Here is a 13709-nt window from a genome sequence, read left to right as displayed (position 1 = left end):
GCTTCAATGGCGATCAGACAGGGCTGGCGATTGGCAAAGTGCTCCATGACCTTGGCTCGCTTGATCTGCACGTTGACGATCTCACCCGTGCCCATGTCCACCGTGTGCAGCTGAAAGACCTGCTTAGCGATGTCCAACCCGACGACCACTTGGCCGTTCATGGTGCCGATGATTTGTCCCGCATTCATGCCTGTATTACGATTCACAGCGGATCCTCTGTGGTGTTTGTGAAGACCTTGGTCTATCACGCCCTGGGCACTTTGATGCCATATCCATCAGAGGATCCACCCCGTTCCCTGGGCCGGATCTTGCTGATCGACCGGTGCTCCATACCAGCGATTCCATTTTTTCCCCTTCGGGAGGGAGGCATCCATAGCATCTCGGGGGTAGGTGTAGCAGCTCATATTGGCACGGCGGGCGGGTCGGAGGCGGAGCTTGGGCCATCGGGCATTAGTTGCGGGCGCAAGGGGTGAGCCCTTAAGCAGCGGAATGTTGGAGTGCTCGCTAAAGCCTGGATGTTGATCACAGGAGAAGAGATTGCTAGAATACAGAAATCTGTACTCACAGCAAAAACTGGCGATGAAGACGACGCTCAACCTCAACGACACGTTGCTCACCGAAGCCAAGGCCTTGGCGGCGAAGCAGCGTACGAGCCTGACGCGACTGATCGAGGAAGGGTTGCAGCTGCGCCTGCGATCGCGGCCTGTGCAAGCGAAGCCGCTTCATCTCCCGGTTTACCGTGGAAAGGGTGGGTTGGTTCCGGGGCTGGACGGATTGAGCAACCGCGCGTTGCTGGACGCCGCTGACCGTGACGCCTGACGTGAACGTGCTGGTCGCTGCATCGCGAAGTGACCATGCGCACCACGGGGTGGCCCTTGGCTGGTTGGAAGAGGCGGTCCGCGAAAGCAGTCAGGGAATGCCGCTGAAGTTGCAGCCGATGGTGGTCGCGAGCTTCCTGCGACTCGTGACACACCCCAAGATATTCTTGAATCCGACACCGATGTCCGAAGCCTTGCGCTTCATCGACGCTCTATTGGCCGCGCCGTACGTTGAGCAACCCGCCTTGGGCGCAGAGTGGCCGGTGTTCCGAAAGTTGTGCGAGGATAAGAAGCTGACCGCAAACGCGATCCCCGATGCTTGGCTGGCCGCAGCGGTGATTCATCAAAGCGAGCATCTGGTCAGTTTCGATGGCGACTTCAAGCGCCTGCTGTCCAGAGGGCAGTTCACCCGGCTGCCGGCGTAGTCGGGGCGTCAAGTTCCGACAAGCGCAGGTTCTGGGGCCCAAGGAACGGTACCGTCCTATGAATTCAAAGTTCCGATCGGCGAAGCTTCGTTCCGGGTTTTGTGCTTGGCAGCGGAAGGTTCCGGCGCCTAGGCAAGCGTCGCCGCCCGCAGCTTCAGCAGCGCATAGACCGTATCGATCGTCGACGTCGCCGTCCTGGCGATCTCGCGCATGGCGTCGATCGAATCGACCAGCACGTCGAGTTCTAGCGGCCGTCCGCATTCCAGGTCCTGCAACATCGACATCTCATGGTCGCCGGAGTTACGCGCGGCTGCAACACGCTCGTCGATCGTCATGGGAGTCTTCTCGACCCTGAGTGCGCGCGCCAGGGTGTCGGCCTCGGTCACCATCGCACGCACGATGGCGACCACCTCCGGCCGCGCGTTCATCTCCGTCAGCGTGCCGAGGGTGAGCGTTGCCACGGGGTTCCAGCACAGGCTGCTGATCATCTTGGCCCAGATCCAGGCGCGTGTGTCGGGCACCATTGGTGCGTCGAGGTCGGCGGCATGCATCGCACTTGCGAGCCGCGTGATGCGCCGACTGCTCGAGCCGTCGGGCTGGCCTATCAGAAGGCGCGACAGCACGCCGTCGTGGTGAATGATGCCCGGTGCGGTGACCTCCTCTGCCACCCAGTAGACGCAGCCGATCACGCGCTCCGGTGCCAGGGCACGCCCCTGGCGACCGCCTGGGTCGAGGCGTTCCACTTGCCGGTTGTTGAAGGGCCCCGGGAGGTCGTGGAAGTACCAATAGGGGATGCCGGTGGTCGGCGGCACTACGGCCGCATGGGGGGCCGAATAGTGCCCTGCACACCGTCGAGCGCGGCGATGACCTGGTGCGATTTGAGCGCCAGGAAGACCACGTCCTGCACACCAAGCGAGGCCGGGTCGTCGGTGGCCTGCACGCGTGCGTGCAGCATCCCGCGCGGCGATTCAACGGCCACGCCGTTGGCGCGGATGGTGGCGAGATGCGCGCTGCGCGCGACCACGCTCACCGTCACGCCCTCGACCTGCACCAGGTGTGTTGCGAGATAGCCGCCGATCGCGCCAAACCGAAGAAGCAGATCTTCAACGCGCGTTCAGCCGGAACTCGCCACGATCGAGCAGCAGCATGTCACGCTCGACTGATCGTGCGCGAAAGCGCACACCGAGTTCGTCCTCGAGAAATTCGACGCGCAGGGTCTCGCCCGGGTAGGCCGGAGCAACGAAGCGCACCGACATCTCTGTCAGGCGGCCTGCATCAGTGGGGCAGAAGCGTTCCAGGATGGCGCGGCACGCGATGCCCATGTTTGCCAGGCCGTGCAGGATGGGCCGATCGAAGCCGCCACGACGCGCGACCGCGGGATCGGCGTGCAAGGACGTGTAGTCACCAACTCAGGCGGTACAGCAGTGCCTGGCGCGGCAATGTGGTGTAGTCCATCGAACTCTCCGATTGCGCGGTGTCTGCGATCGGCGGAAAAGGAACGACCGGCTCGCCCCAGTGGCCGCAGCCACCCTCGCCGCGCATGAACCGCGTGCTTCGGATGCTTGCGACCGGTGCGCCGGTTTGTACGTCCGCCAGTTCGGTGTCGAACCAGACGATCGCGCCGCGCCCAACGCCCTTGTCCTGCACAGCGACGCACGATAGCTGGCGCGGACAGCGCCTGTCAGGTCAAGCGGCCGAAACAGTTTGAAACGCTACTCGCCAGGGAGTGTCCGGGTCCATTCGACTTCGGCGGGGGATCGGCTTGCCAAGGCAAGGCTCGGGCCAGCAGAGCACCACGCAAAAAGATGGCACGACCTGCTGCGTGCGCTGCTCATAGACGAAGTCGAGTTCGCGCTCGTCGAGCGGGTCGGTCCCGTAGCCAACGCCCATCGCGTACAAGGCGCAATCTTTCCAATTCCAGCTTTGCACGACAGTTGCGAACGTGCGCTGCTTCAGGTATTGGAGGTTCATTCGAGGATCCTCATGGCTGCTCAAGGCGCGGCACTCGCCGACGATCACGGGCTTTCCTTCAAGGATGCATCGGTCGTGCCCCGACCGGTCGATATTTCCGAATAGGGCAAGGCCAAGCGAAGACTCAATTCATGCTTGAGATCGGCTTCGATGAAGCCCTGCCAAATGACGCGCAGGGCCTGCAAGGCGTCGTCCGGGACTTGGCCCGCATGGACCAAGGAGGAGCGCAAAATCGTCTTTGCGTCGTCGCTTGGCACTGCGTTCGAGTGGTACGACTTCCTGGTCTTTGCCTCGCTGTCTCCGGTCATCGCGTCGAAGTTCTTCGCGCCGCTGAGCCCGGAGATTGCATTCATCTTCGCGCTGCTGACCTTCTCGGCCGCTTACGCAGTGCGTCCCTTGGGCGCCCTGGTCTTCGGTCGGATCGGCGTCCGCCATGCCGCAAGTGCCCGCGCATGCCCGGGAACGTCGTCGGGCTACGCTCCCGTGCCTGCTGCGGCCCAACTCCTGCTGGACGCCAACCACAAAGCAGGAACCATCCGTCAGGGAGTCACTATAGAGGACTTCTTCCTGGCTATCGCAGGCATTTGGCAGATCGAACCCCGCGGAGATTGGCAACCACGTCTTGGTCGGCTCATGAACCTCGTCATGGACCGACTGCGCGTAGGCGCGCCCGGCTCTGAGGTGCCGACATCCATTCCAGGCCGGAGCCGCGCTGAGCGGCCACGATCGCCGCGCTAGAAGGGCAAGGCTGGTTGACGCCGAATTTGAACCACTTGAGGGTCGAGCCGCTACATTTGTCTCGGCAGATTAAGGCTCTTCAGCAGTGGCACCCAGCGGTCGAACTCCACCTGGATGAATTTCGACAGATCCTCGGGCGTGCCGCCGCGCGGTTCCATGCCCATGCCCTGTGCGCGAGCGACAAAGTCCGGATCTGCAATCACTTCGTTGACCGCCTTGTTCAGGCGGGCGATCGCATCCTTGGGCGTCTTGGCCGGCACCGAGAGCGAATACCAGAGTACCGCCTGCACGTCGAAGCCCTGCTCTTTGAAAGTCGGCGCGCCGGGGACTTGCGGCATGCGGTGGTCATCCATCACGCCCAGCACCCGGAACTTGCCGCTCTTGATGAACGGCAGGGAGCCGGTGAGCGAGGTACCGTCGATGTCGATGTCACCGCTCAACAGCGCCTGGATGGCCTGCGCGTCGCCGTTGAAGGGCACGTGCGTGGTGGAGAAACCGTACTGCTTCTCGAAGGCCATCGGTGCCAGGTTGGTCAGGATGGCAGCGCCCGGAGAGCCTCGGTTGATCTTCCCGGGGTTGTCCTTGGCATACTGCACCATCCCGCGGATGTCCGTGTACGGGAGGTCGGTGCGACCGACGATGATCGCCGGTTGGTACGCGATCTGCGAGACCGGCGCGAAGTCCTTCTTCGGGTCGTAAGGCAACTTGTCAAAGAGGATGGTGTTGTTGGCCAAGATGCCCAGTGACGACATCAGCACCGTGAGACCGTCCGGGCGTGCCTTGGCGACGTAGTCGGCTGCGACGATGCCGCTGGCGCCCGGCTTGTTCTCGACAATGACCTGCATACCGCGCTTGGTCAGCTCTGAGGCCAGCAGGCGCACGTACTGGTCGGTACCGCCCCCGGCGGCGAAGGGGACGACGATCCGGGTCGGCTGGTCGGCCTGGGCCGAGCTCAGCGCGAAGCAGATACCGAACAAAAATCCGGACAGGTATTTGCGATAGTTCATGGGTCTCCTTTGGTGTTGGCGGCGACGCACCGCTTTCCCGTTCGGCGGCAGTCTATCGCCGGCCCCTGCGGCCCTGACAGCACGGAATGAAAAGCAGCTTTGTATTCCGTGAAGTCAGGAACAACCCTTAGTCGACACCCGCTGGCATTCGCGGCGCGGACTTCACCACGCCGGCCTGGTGCAGCGCCGCGATCTCGCCGGCATCGAAGTCCGCCTCGCGCATCAATTCCACCGTGTGGGCACCATGCGCCGGCGCCGCCTGCGTCGCAGGGCGGGGCGTGTCGACCAGCTCGTAGGGCAGGCCGAAGCTCGCATAACCGGGCACCGCGCCGTTCGGCGCCGCCTCGATGAGCATGCTGCTGGCCTTGAAGTCCTCGCCTTGCCGGGCGTCGGCATAGCTGCGCACGACGCCGACGACGATGTTGTTGCGCGTCAGCAGCTCTACACATTCGCGCGTGGCCAGGCGCGAAAGCTGCTCGCTCACCGCCGCCTTCATTGCCGGGCGATTGGCCACCCGCAACTCGTTGGTGAGGAAGCGTGGATCGATCGCGAGTTCGGCGCAGCCTATGGTCTCGCACAGCCGCACCCAGTGCGCCTGCACGTAGGCCGACACCACCACCAAGCCGTCGCGGGTGCGGAAGATGTCGGCGGCCGGCGCGTTCATTGGCTGGCCGTCGCCGCTGCGCGTGGGCTCCACGCCGCGCACCAGGTAGTCGCTCCAGTTGGGCAACTGCAGGTTCAGGGCCACTTCCAGCAGCGAGACGCGCACGGTTTCGCCGATGCCGGTGCGCACGCGCCGGAACAGCGCCGCTAGGATCGCCTGCGTCGCCACCTGCACCGTGGCGGCATCGATGATGGTGGCGCCGACCTTCTGCGGCAGGCCGTCCGGCTCGCCGGTGACCGACATCAGGCCGCTCTCGGCCTGGGCCGCGATGTCGTATCCGGGGCGGTCGCGCGAAGGCGCCGCGGCCGGGAAGCCGGCGATCGACAAGTGCACCAGCCCCGGGTGCTGCGCCCGCAGGACGTCGGCGCCGAGCCCGAGCGCCTCGATCGCTCCGGGCCGCAGGTTCTGCACCAGCACGTCGGCCCGCGCGACCAGCCGGCGCGCCACCGCCATGCCGCGCGGGTCGCGCAGGTCCAACGCGATCGATTTCTTGCTGCGGTTGTAGGCGCGCAGCATCGCGTGGCCGAAATGGCCAGTGTGGCGCGAGACATCGCCTTCCAGCGACTCGATCTTCACGACCTCGGCGCCGAGGTCGCCGAGGGCCATCGCGGTGCCGGGACCAGCGATGTAGTTGCCGAGTTCGATGACCCGGATGCCCTGCAGGGGCGGCGGTGCGTTGGGAGTTTCTTGCATGCGCCGAACTCTAGGAGCCGGCGCGCGCCGGGAAGGATCAGGAGCTGCAAAGCTGCTTTGCAGCGCGGGGCGCACGCGAGACGAAATCGTTGCCAGACTCGGAGCCACGTTTCGACACGACTAAGCGGGATCAGGATGGCGACGACTGCTCGAAGGATCGGGGACACGAAAGACATGCTGGGCGAGAGCCCCTTTTGGGATGCGCGCGCGCAGGCGCTGTGCTGGATCGATTCGATGGCCGGATCGCTGCGCCGCCTCGACTTCGCCAGCGGCGCCTGCGAGGTGCACGAACTGCCGCCCCCGGTCGGCTGTGTCGCGCCGTGCGAGAGCGGCTGCGTGGTCGCGGCGCTGAAGGCCAGCTTCGCACGCTACGACTTCGCCACCCGGCGCCTGGAGAGCCTGGCCGACATCGGCATCGACCGTCCCGACGTGCGGCTCAACGACGGCAAGTGCGACCCCTTCGGCAACTTCGTCGCCGGCACCATGCACATCCGCCGCCAGCCGGGCGACCCCATCCTGGGCGGCCTCTACCGGTTGCGGCCGGACCGCACGGTGGAACGCATCGCCGAAGGCCTCGGCCTCGTCAACGGGCCCTGCTTCAGTCCAGACGGCCGCATGCTCTATGTGGCCGACAGCAGTGTGCGCACCGTCTGGGCCTACGACTACGCGCCGGAAGGGCCGCTGGGCACTCGGCGCGTCTTCGCGCAGACCGAGCGCTTCGCTTCCGGTCCCGACGGCGCGACGGTGGACGCCGAAGGCTTCGTCTGGACCGTCCTCGTGCGTGCGGCCCAGCTGGCCCGATTCGCACCCGACGGCCGGCTGGACCGCCTGCTGGACATCCCGACGACGTACCCGACCAGCCTGTGCTTCGGCGGCCCGCGGCTGGACACTCTCCATGTCACCTCGATCTCGCGCAGCACCGCGCTCGCGGGCCCTCTGCCGCAGGATGGCGGCCTGTTCTCGCTGGACGACCTGCCGGCCCCCGGCCTTGCGCCGCACCGCTTCGCGGACCGCTGATCACCGGCTGATCAGGGCGCCTCGGTCTCGTGCAGCGCCTCGGCGATGAAGTCGACGAAGGAGCGCACCTTCAGCGGCAGGGCCCGGCTCTGCCGGAACACCGCGTAGACGCCGTTGGAGAAGCCACGCACCGCGAACCGCGTCTCGGGCAACAGGCGCAGCAGCGAGCCGTCGCGGATGCAGCTGCGCACCGTGGGCTCCGACAGTAGCGCGATGCCCATGCCGCCGATGGCCGCCAGCCGCAACACCTCCCCGTTGTTGGAGCTCAGCACGCCCTGGATCGGCAGCTCCTGCTGCTGGCCCTCGGCATCGATGTATTTCCAGCTCGTGGCCTCGCGCTCGCGGCGGTAGGTGAGGCAGCGCACCTGCGGCAGGTCCGACGGAAGACGGATGCGCGGATGGGCTTTGACGAAGGACGGGCTGGCCACCAGCACCTCGTCGCTGCTGAGCAAACGCTTGATGACGAAGGTGGAGTCGGTCGACGCGCCGGTGCGGATGTCGACGTCGAAGTCATGCTCGACGATGTTGACCGGATGTTCCGACAGCTCGAACTCCACTTGGATGTCGGGATAGCGCTCTGCGAAGCGCGGCAGCAGCGGCGCGATCACCCTGAGGCCGATCTGGGTGCGCGAGTGCACGCGCAGCCGGCCCTCGGGCCGCAGCTTGGAACTGCGCGCCGCCTCCTCGGCCTCGGCCATGGCCTCGAGCACCACCTCGGCGCGCTCCAGGAAGGCCTGGCCGGCCTCGGTCACCTTCAGGTTGCGGCTGGTGCGGTCGACCAGCTGCACGCCCAGCTCATCCTCCAGCGCGCTGATGCGGCGCGAGATGGTCGCTGGCGACAGGCTCAGGCTGCGCCCTGCGGCCGAGAGGCTGCCCTTGCGCAGGGTCGCCACGAAGATGCGCAGCGTGTCGAGTGCCTTCATTTCGAAAGATGCAAAGAACCTGTACGCAGGTTGGTGAAACAGGCGCTCATGCCGCTCCTACCATCGCCGCACGCAATCAAGCCAACAAGGAGCCAGGTCATGGATTTCGGAATCTTCATTCTGATGCAGCAGCGGAACAAGCATAAGACCTCCTACCAGATCCTCCGGGACGCGGTGGAGCAGACACGCGTCGCGGACGAGCTGGGCTTCGGCGCCGCCTGGTACGCCGAGCACCACTTCAGCAACTACGGCATGTGCTCGTCGCCGCTGACCATGATCGCCCATTGCGCCGCGGTGACCAAGAAGATCCGGCTCGGGACCGGCATTGTCGTCGCTCCGCTCTACCAGCCGGCGCGCCTGATCGCCGACGCCGCGATGGTCGACCAGATGTCCGACGGCCGGCTGAACCTGGGCATCGGCTCGGGCTACCAGCATTTCGAGTTCGAGCGCTTCGGCGTGTCGCTCGAGACCGCCAAGGACCGCACGCTCGAGATGCTCGACATGCTGGAGCTCGGCCTGACCCAGCCCAAGTTCAGCTACGAGGGCAAGTTCTACCGCCAGCCGTCCAGCGCCATCAGCCAGCGCGCGCTGCAGCAGCCCATGCCGCCGCTGTGGATCACCAGCGTGGATCCGACCTTCGTGGCCCGCGCGGTGCGCTCTGGACACCATGTGTTCGTCTCCGGCGGCGACGGCGGTGTCGAGAAGTTGCAGTCGACCCGCAAGCTGATCGACAAGGTCGCGCTGGCCGAGGGCAAGGACCCGGCCCAGGTCAAGGTCGGCGTGCTGCGCGCCGCGTTCGCGAGCGACAACAAGGCCGACGTCGAACGGTACCTGGACTGCGCACGCTACCAGCGCCGCATCGCGGTCAGCCTAAAGCGCCGTACCGCCCAGGTGGCTGACGACTACCAGGTCGAGGAGGGCGTGTTCGCGGGCGAGCCGAGCCTGGAAGAGATGCGCGCCCTGCTGCCTGTCGGCCCGGTGGATGTGGTGATCGAGCGCGTAGTCGCCGAAATCCGCGCGCTGAAGCCGGTGCACTATGCCTTCCAGACACAGATGGGCGACTTCGATCATCCGACCATGCTGCGCCAACTGGAGTTGTGGTCGAAGGTCATCATGCCGGCGGTGCAGCGTGAGATCGCCAACGATCCGCCGCACGTGGCCGAGCCGGAACTCGAGGCCGCCGCGGCCTGAGGGCCGGAGCACGTCGCCGAAGGAAGTGCTATGACCCATGCCGAGACCGTCGCCGCCGATCTGGCGACCCGAGAGACGCGTGAGACGCGTGAGACGGATGGCCCCGTGCGGTCGGAGGCCATCGAGCCGGCGATGTTCCGGCAGCTCTTGGGCTGCTTTCCGACCGGCGTGGCCGTCATCACCACGCGAGATGCCGACGGTCGGCCCTTGGGACTGACCTGCAATTCGTTCAGCTCGGTGTCGCTGGAGCCTCCCCTGGTGCTGTTCAGCCTGCGCAAGGCGAGCAGCCTGCTCGGCCCCTTCGCCACGGCCGACAGCTTCGCGATCAACATCCTCTCGCAGCGCCAGGACGCGCTGTCCGGGCACTTCGCCTCCAGCCGCATCGTCGACAAATTCGCGGGCGTCGCCTGGCACCACGGACCGTTGGGCATGCCGATCGTCGAGGACTGCCTGGCCAGCTTCGAGTGCAAGGTCTTCGCCCGCCACGAGGCCGGCGACCACGTCGTCTTCATCGGCGAAGTGAAGCATATGGGCAGCAGCAGCGCTACCGACCATGCCCTGGTGTTCTACAAGGGCGCCTACATGATGCTGGCCGAGTCGCTGCGCAAGCTGGTGGTGGAGGGCCGACTCGGCCAGGCCGACATCGACGAGGCCTACCGCACCCTCTACGGCTCATTGCTCCGGTTGGCCTGCGACCGCGCCAGCGAGGCCGAGCTCGATGCCATCGAGGCGGCCGTCGCCGACATAGAGCGGCATCAGCCTGGCGACGCGCTGGCGCAGCGCATCGAGACCGCAAGCCGCTTTTTCTCGGCCATCGCCGCGGCCGGACACAACGAGGCGCTGATGTTGATGGCGCAGACCATGGGTGGCGTGCTGCGCGAGCGCATGACACACGTCATCCCGGTGCGCGCGCGGCCCGACCTGTTTCCGCTGCGGCGCAACATCTTGTACTGCCTGCGCCGCCGGGACGCCGCCGCCGCCGCCGCCGCGTTGGACGAGTTGATCACTAAGCTGCGCGCCGGCGACGAGGTGCTCGCTAATGTGGCCACCTCAACTTCAACGAGGGAGCACTAGACCTCACCTGACCCCACCGCGCTCTTCATGTGCGCCTCGCGGCCCCGATGCCGTTGAGGCCGCGCACCGACCCACTAAGGAGACAAGCAACCATGTCGATGACCGACAACGCCGCCCCCAACGAGGAAGACGCAGCCGCGCGCTACACCGCCTTCCGCCGCGAGCTGGAGGACTTCGCCCGAAGCGCCTGCCCGAGCGACATCCGCGCCGTGGTCGCCGCCGGCCAGAAGGTCACCAAGCGCGAATACCTCGGCTGGCAGAAGATCCTTCACGCCAGAGGCTGGGGCGCGCCGAGTTGGCCGACTGAGCACGGTGGCACCGGCTGGGACCTCAAGCAGCGGCTGATCTTCGAGGAAGTGATGGCCGAGGCCGAATGCCCACCGCTCTACCACCATGGCCTCGGGCACATCGGCCCGGTGATCATTCGCTTCGGCACGCCCGAGCAGAAGGCGCGCTTCCTGCCGCGCATCCTCGATGGCTCGGACTGGTGGTGCCAAGGCTATTCGGAACCGGGTTCGGGCTCGGACCTGGCCTCGCTCAGCACCGCGGCCCGGCGCGATGGCGACGACTACGTGGTCAACGGCCAGAAGACCTGGACTTCGCACGCCCACGAGGCCAGCATGATCTACATGCTGGTGCGCACTTCGCGCGAAGCCAAGAAGCAGGAAGGCATCTCGCTCCTGCTGGTGCCGATGGACGCGCCCGGCATCACCGTGCGCCCGATCCGCACCATCGACGGCTGGCATCACCTGAACGAAGTGTTTTTCGACGAGGTGCGCGTTCCCGCCGCCAACCTGATCGGCGACGAAGGCAAGGGCTGGACCTGCGCCAAGTACCTGCTCGAACGCGAACGGCTGCCGCCAGCCAGCGTCGCCCGGCTGGAGCTGATGCGGCGCCAGGTCGTCGGTGTCGTCGATGAGGCCGCGCGCGCTGCCGCTGGCCGGCGCGACCTGAGCGCGCTGCGCTACCGCCTGCTGCTGTGCGACGCCGACCTGAAGGGTGCGCGCGTCGTGCTCGGCGATGCCACCGACGATTTGATGCACCAGCGCCCGCTCGGTGCCCAGCCGTCGATGCTGAAGCTCTTGTGCAGCGACGTCGCGCAGCGGCTCACCACGATCGCGCTCGATGCGGTCGGGCCGCAGGCCGCGCAACGCTTTCTGGTCGAGGAAGGCGAGGCCGACGCCGGCGCCACCTGGGCGCAGAACTATATGTTCACCCGCGCGCGCACGATCGCCGGCGGCACCTCCGAGGTGCAGCGCAACGTCGTCGCCCACGAACTCCTGGGAGCCTAGAGAAGTGTCGATGCCATTCAAACCCATGTTTCCCGGCATGCTGCACGATGCGGCGAGCCGCGTTGCGCAGGACCATGCCGCCGCGCGCGACCAGGCGCTTGCCGATCCGATCCAGGAGATGGGTTGGGCCGGCACCCTGGTGCCCGAGGCTTTCGGCGGCGTCGGCGGCACGATGGCCGACCTCGCGGCGGTGGTCGAGGCAGTGGCGACGCACGGCCTGCTGCTGCCAGTGATCGAGTCCTGCGCGGTGGTGCCTCTGGCGCTGCAGGCAGCGCGCGACGCCGGCGCGCGCTGGCTGCAGGCGGTGTGCGAAGGCAGCGCGAAGATCGCGGCGCTGGCGCCGCTGGCCGCGCCGATGGACGAGATCGCGGTGCAGGCGACGCAGCTCGACATCGGCTGGCAGCTCGACGGCACGGTGCCGGGCGTCGATGCCTCGCTGGCCGCCAGCCATTACCTGGTGCCGGCGTTGCTGCAAGGCGGCGGCGAGATCGCGATCTTCGTGGTGGAAGCTGCCCGCGTCGGCGCGCCCACCGCCCGCTATCGCACCATGGAAGGCCGGCAGAGCGCCGACTTCGCCCTGACGCGGCTTGCGGTGCCGGCCGGCGCCTGCATCGCCCGCGGCGCCGAGGTGAAGTCGGCGCTGCTGCATGCCGGCGATGCCGCCCTGCTGCTGGCGGCGGTCGACACCGTGGCCTCGCTCGCGACCCTGATCGAACAGACTGTCACCCACCTGAAGGAGCGGCGCCAGTTCGGCGTTGCACTGTCGTCGTTCCAGGTGTTGCGGCATCGCACTGCGGACATGTACGTGCGCTACCTGGGTGCGCGCGGCCTCCTGATGCGCGCCTTCCAGGACTGGGAGGCCGGCGCGCCCGGCCTGCGCCGCACCCTCAGCTTGATGAAGGTGTCGCTGGCCGAGACCGCGCGCGCCTGCGCCGAGGCCGCGATCCAGATGCATGGCGGAATGGGCATAAGCGAGGAAGTGCTGGCCACCCGGCTGGTCGAGCGCCTGCTGGCCTCTGAATTCCATTTAGGCGATCGCTTCACGCACGCCTCGCGCCTCTTGGCGCCGAGCCGAGATCCCGAAGGTGCGCTCGGCGCGCCGGCGGCCACCCCCCTTTCCAGGAGTTCACGATGAACCTCAGTCTCGAAGTTTCCGAATTCATCGCCGTGGTGCGGCTCGACAAGCCGCCGGTCAATGCCATCGACCGCGCGACGCGCCGGCGCCTCATCGAGGCCTTCGACGAGATCTCCGAGCGCGAGGACGTGCGCGTCGCGATCATCACCGGCACCGGCAAGTTCTTCTGCTCCGGCGCTGACCTCAAGGACCGGCCGAACCCGGACAAAGCCGGCGACTTCCTCGAGCACAACCGCATGACGCGCGAGACCGGCAATGCGATCCGCGAATGCGCCAAGCCGGTGATCGCCGCGGTCAACGGGCCGGCGCTCGGTGCCGGCATGGGGCTGATGGCCGCCTGCGACATCTTTTTGGCCTCCGACAACGCGACCTTCGCCATGCCCGAGATCAACGTCGGCCTGGCCGGCGGCGTCTCGATGCTGCGCACCATGGTCGGGCGATCCTTCACGCGGCGCATGTTCTTCACCGGCATGCGCGTACCGGCCGCCGAGATGTACCGCCGCGGCGTGATCGACGCCGTGCTGCCGCCCGAGGAATTGATGCCCGAGGCGATGAAGATCGCCCAGGAGATCGCCGCCAAGAGCCCGCTGGCCATCGCCTACGCCAAGCAGGCGGCCAACATGATGGACCTGATGCCGCAGCGCGACGGCTACCGCTTCGAGCAGAATTTCACCATGGCGCTGGCCAAGACCGACGATGCGAAGGAGGCCCGCCAGGCCTTCCTCGAGAAGCGTGCGCCTGTCTACAAGGGGCGCTGAGCG

Annotated in this window: 17 protein-coding genes and 1 pseudogene; 8 read left to right on the top strand and 10 right to left on the bottom strand. The window is 66.6% G+C overall.

From position 1 onward, the window contains the following. Positions 1-161, bottom strand: a pseudogene (locus AC1DNF_RS29910) (IS110 family transposase); the annotation flags it as partial. A 418-nt stretch (positions 162-579) separates the two neighbouring features. On the opposite strand from AC1DNF_RS29910, the gene AC1DNF_RS29905 reads away from it, so the two are divergent. Continuing rightward, positions 580-819: a DUF6364 family protein gene (locus AC1DNF_RS29905; protein WP_478152288.1), complete on the top strand. Its 240-nt coding sequence runs from the start codon at positions 580-582 to the stop codon at positions 817-819. Between the two features lies 1 nt (position 820). Next, positions 821-1243 (top strand): TA system VapC family ribonuclease toxin, encoded by a 423-nt coding sequence (locus tag AC1DNF_RS29900; RefSeq protein ID WP_478152287.1) that lies wholly within the window; start codon positions 821-823, stop codon positions 1241-1243. 128 nt (positions 1244-1371) lie between these two features. Here AC1DNF_RS29900 and AC1DNF_RS29895 read toward each other — a convergent pair whose 3' ends face one another. The 8 genes from AC1DNF_RS29895 to AC1DNF_RS29860 all read right to left on the bottom strand — a co-directional run bounded on the left by AC1DNF_RS29895 (position 1372) and on the right by AC1DNF_RS29860 (position 6316). Next, complete coding sequence (locus AC1DNF_RS29895) at positions 1372-2055, bottom strand: ketopantoate reductase C-terminal domain-containing protein (RefSeq protein WP_478152286.1); 684 nt, start codon at positions 2053-2055, stop codon at positions 1372-1374. Continuing rightward, the gene (locus AC1DNF_RS29890) at positions 2055-2294 is read right to left on the bottom strand and encodes a ketopantoate reductase family protein (RefSeq protein WP_478152285.1); all 240 of its coding nucleotides are present in this window, start codon (positions 2292-2294) and stop codon (positions 2055-2057) included. Before AC1DNF_RS29890 ends, AC1DNF_RS29895 begins: the two co-directional genes overlap by 1 nt. A gap of 52 nt (positions 2295-2346) precedes the next feature. Beyond that, the gene (locus tag AC1DNF_RS29885) at positions 2347-2634 is read right to left on the bottom strand and encodes a MaoC/PaaZ C-terminal domain-containing protein (protein ID WP_478152284.1); all 288 of its coding nucleotides are present in this window, start codon (positions 2632-2634) and stop codon (positions 2347-2349) included. 10 nt (positions 2635-2644) lie between these two features. Further along, positions 2645-2890, bottom strand: coding sequence for a hypothetical protein (locus AC1DNF_RS29880; protein ID WP_478152283.1), 246 nt, complete (start codon positions 2888-2890; stop codon positions 2645-2647). Between the two features lie 39 nt (positions 2891-2929). Continuing rightward, positions 2930-3262, bottom strand: a complete 333-nt coding sequence (locus AC1DNF_RS29875) for a hypothetical protein (RefSeq protein ID WP_478152282.1) — start codon at positions 3260-3262, stop codon at positions 2930-2932. Continuing rightward, positions 3259-3567 carry a hypothetical protein gene (locus tag AC1DNF_RS29870; RefSeq protein WP_478152281.1) on the bottom strand — a complete coding sequence of 103 codons (309 nt, stop codon included), beginning with the start codon at positions 3565-3567 and terminating at the stop codon, positions 3259-3261. The genes AC1DNF_RS29875 and AC1DNF_RS29870 overlap by 4 nt, the downstream gene beginning before the upstream one ends. Positions 3568-4002: 435 nt before the next feature. Then, positions 4003-4959: a Bug family tripartite tricarboxylate transporter substrate binding protein gene (locus tag AC1DNF_RS29865; RefSeq protein ID WP_478152280.1), complete on the bottom strand. Its 957-nt coding sequence runs from the start codon at positions 4957-4959 to the stop codon at positions 4003-4005. Positions 4960-5086: 127 nt separating this feature from the next. Continuing rightward, positions 5087-6316 carry a CaiB/BaiF CoA transferase family protein gene (locus AC1DNF_RS29860; RefSeq protein WP_478152279.1) on the bottom strand — a complete coding sequence of 410 codons (1230 nt, stop codon included), beginning with the start codon at positions 6314-6316 and terminating at the stop codon, positions 5087-5089. A gap of 174 nt (positions 6317-6490) precedes the next feature. Between AC1DNF_RS29860 and AC1DNF_RS29855 the strand changes: the two genes are divergently transcribed. Beyond that, positions 6491-7333 (top strand): SMP-30/gluconolactonase/LRE family protein, encoded by an 843-nt coding sequence (locus AC1DNF_RS29855; protein WP_478152278.1) that lies wholly within the window; start codon positions 6491-6493, stop codon positions 7331-7333. An 11-nt stretch (positions 7334-7344) separates the two neighbouring features. Here the strand turns inward: AC1DNF_RS29855 and AC1DNF_RS29850 are convergent, their stop codons facing one another. Beyond that, on the bottom strand, positions 7345-8256 hold the full coding sequence (locus tag AC1DNF_RS29850) for a LysR family transcriptional regulator (protein WP_478152277.1): 912 nt from the start codon (positions 8254-8256) through the stop codon (positions 7345-7347). 99 nt (positions 8257-8355) lie between these two features. Here AC1DNF_RS29850 and AC1DNF_RS29845 point away from each other — a divergent pair, with 99 nt between their 5' ends. The 5 genes from AC1DNF_RS29845 (at position 8356) to AC1DNF_RS29825 (ending at position 13706) form a co-directional block, all read left to right on the top strand. Then, positions 8356-9447 (top strand): LLM class flavin-dependent oxidoreductase, encoded by a 1092-nt coding sequence (locus AC1DNF_RS29845; protein ID WP_478152276.1) that lies wholly within the window; start codon positions 8356-8358, stop codon positions 9445-9447. A 30-nt stretch (positions 9448-9477) separates the two neighbouring features. Beyond that, on the top strand, positions 9478-10521 hold the full coding sequence (locus AC1DNF_RS29840; RefSeq protein ID WP_478152275.1) for a flavin reductase: 1044 nt from the start codon (positions 9478-9480) through the stop codon (positions 10519-10521). A 92-nt stretch (positions 10522-10613) separates the two neighbouring features. Next, positions 10614-11813: an acyl-CoA dehydrogenase family protein gene (locus tag AC1DNF_RS29835; RefSeq protein WP_478152274.1), complete on the top strand. Its 1200-nt coding sequence runs from the start codon at positions 10614-10616 to the stop codon at positions 11811-11813. A gap of 10 nt (positions 11814-11823) precedes the next feature. Continuing rightward, positions 11824-12948 carry an acyl-CoA dehydrogenase family protein gene (locus AC1DNF_RS29830; protein WP_478152273.1) on the top strand — a complete coding sequence of 375 codons (1125 nt, stop codon included), beginning with the start codon at positions 11824-11826 and terminating at the stop codon, positions 12946-12948. Beyond that, positions 12945-13706 (top strand): enoyl-CoA hydratase/isomerase family protein, encoded by a 762-nt coding sequence (locus tag AC1DNF_RS29825; protein WP_478152272.1) that lies wholly within the window; start codon positions 12945-12947, stop codon positions 13704-13706. Before AC1DNF_RS29830 ends, AC1DNF_RS29825 begins: the two co-directional genes overlap by 4 nt. Positions 13707-13709: the final 3 nt, after the last annotated feature.

Source organism: Variovorax sp. 01T432 (assembly GCF_056398605.1).
Note: the sequence above shows the minus strand (reverse complement) of the source record. Positions and strands in the feature narration are given on the sequence as shown.

Excerpts from the sequence above, each read along its gene's own strand:
- AC1DNF_RS29840 (WP_478152275.1), top strand. The coding sequence starts at position 9,478 with ATGACCCATGCCGAGACCGTCGCCGCCGATCTGGCGACCCGAGAGACG.
- AC1DNF_RS29905 (WP_478152288.1), top strand. The coding sequence starts at position 580 with ATGAAGACGACGCTCAACCTCAACGACACGTTGCTCACCGAAGCCAAG.
- AC1DNF_RS29825 (WP_478152272.1), top strand. The coding sequence starts at position 12,945 with ATGAACCTCAGTCTCGAAGTTTCCGAATTCATCGCCGTGGTGCGGCTC.
- AC1DNF_RS29835 (WP_478152274.1), top strand. The coding sequence starts at position 10,614 with ATGTCGATGACCGACAACGCCGCCCCCAACGAGGAAGACGCAGCCGCG.
- AC1DNF_RS29845 (WP_478152276.1), top strand. The coding sequence starts at position 8,356 with ATGGATTTCGGAATCTTCATTCTGATGCAGCAGCGGAACAAGCATAAG.
- AC1DNF_RS29860 (WP_478152279.1), bottom strand. The coding sequence starts at position 6,316 with ATGCAAGAAACTCCCAACGCACCGCCGCCCCTGCAGGGCATCCGGGTC.
- AC1DNF_RS29870 (WP_478152281.1), bottom strand. The coding sequence starts at position 3,567 with ATGAATGCAATCTCCGGGCTCAGCGGCGCGAAGAACTTCGACGCGATG.
- AC1DNF_RS29855 (WP_478152278.1), top strand. The coding sequence starts at position 6,491 with ATGCTGGGCGAGAGCCCCTTTTGGGATGCGCGCGCGCAGGCGCTGTGC.
- AC1DNF_RS29830 (WP_478152273.1), top strand. The coding sequence starts at position 11,824 with ATGCCATTCAAACCCATGTTTCCCGGCATGCTGCACGATGCGGCGAGC.
- AC1DNF_RS29865 (WP_478152280.1), bottom strand. The coding sequence starts at position 4,959 with ATGAACTATCGCAAATACCTGTCCGGATTTTTGTTCGGTATCTGCTTC.
- AC1DNF_RS29850 (WP_478152277.1), bottom strand. The coding sequence starts at position 8,256 with ATGAAGGCACTCGACACGCTGCGCATCTTCGTGGCGACCCTGCGCAAG.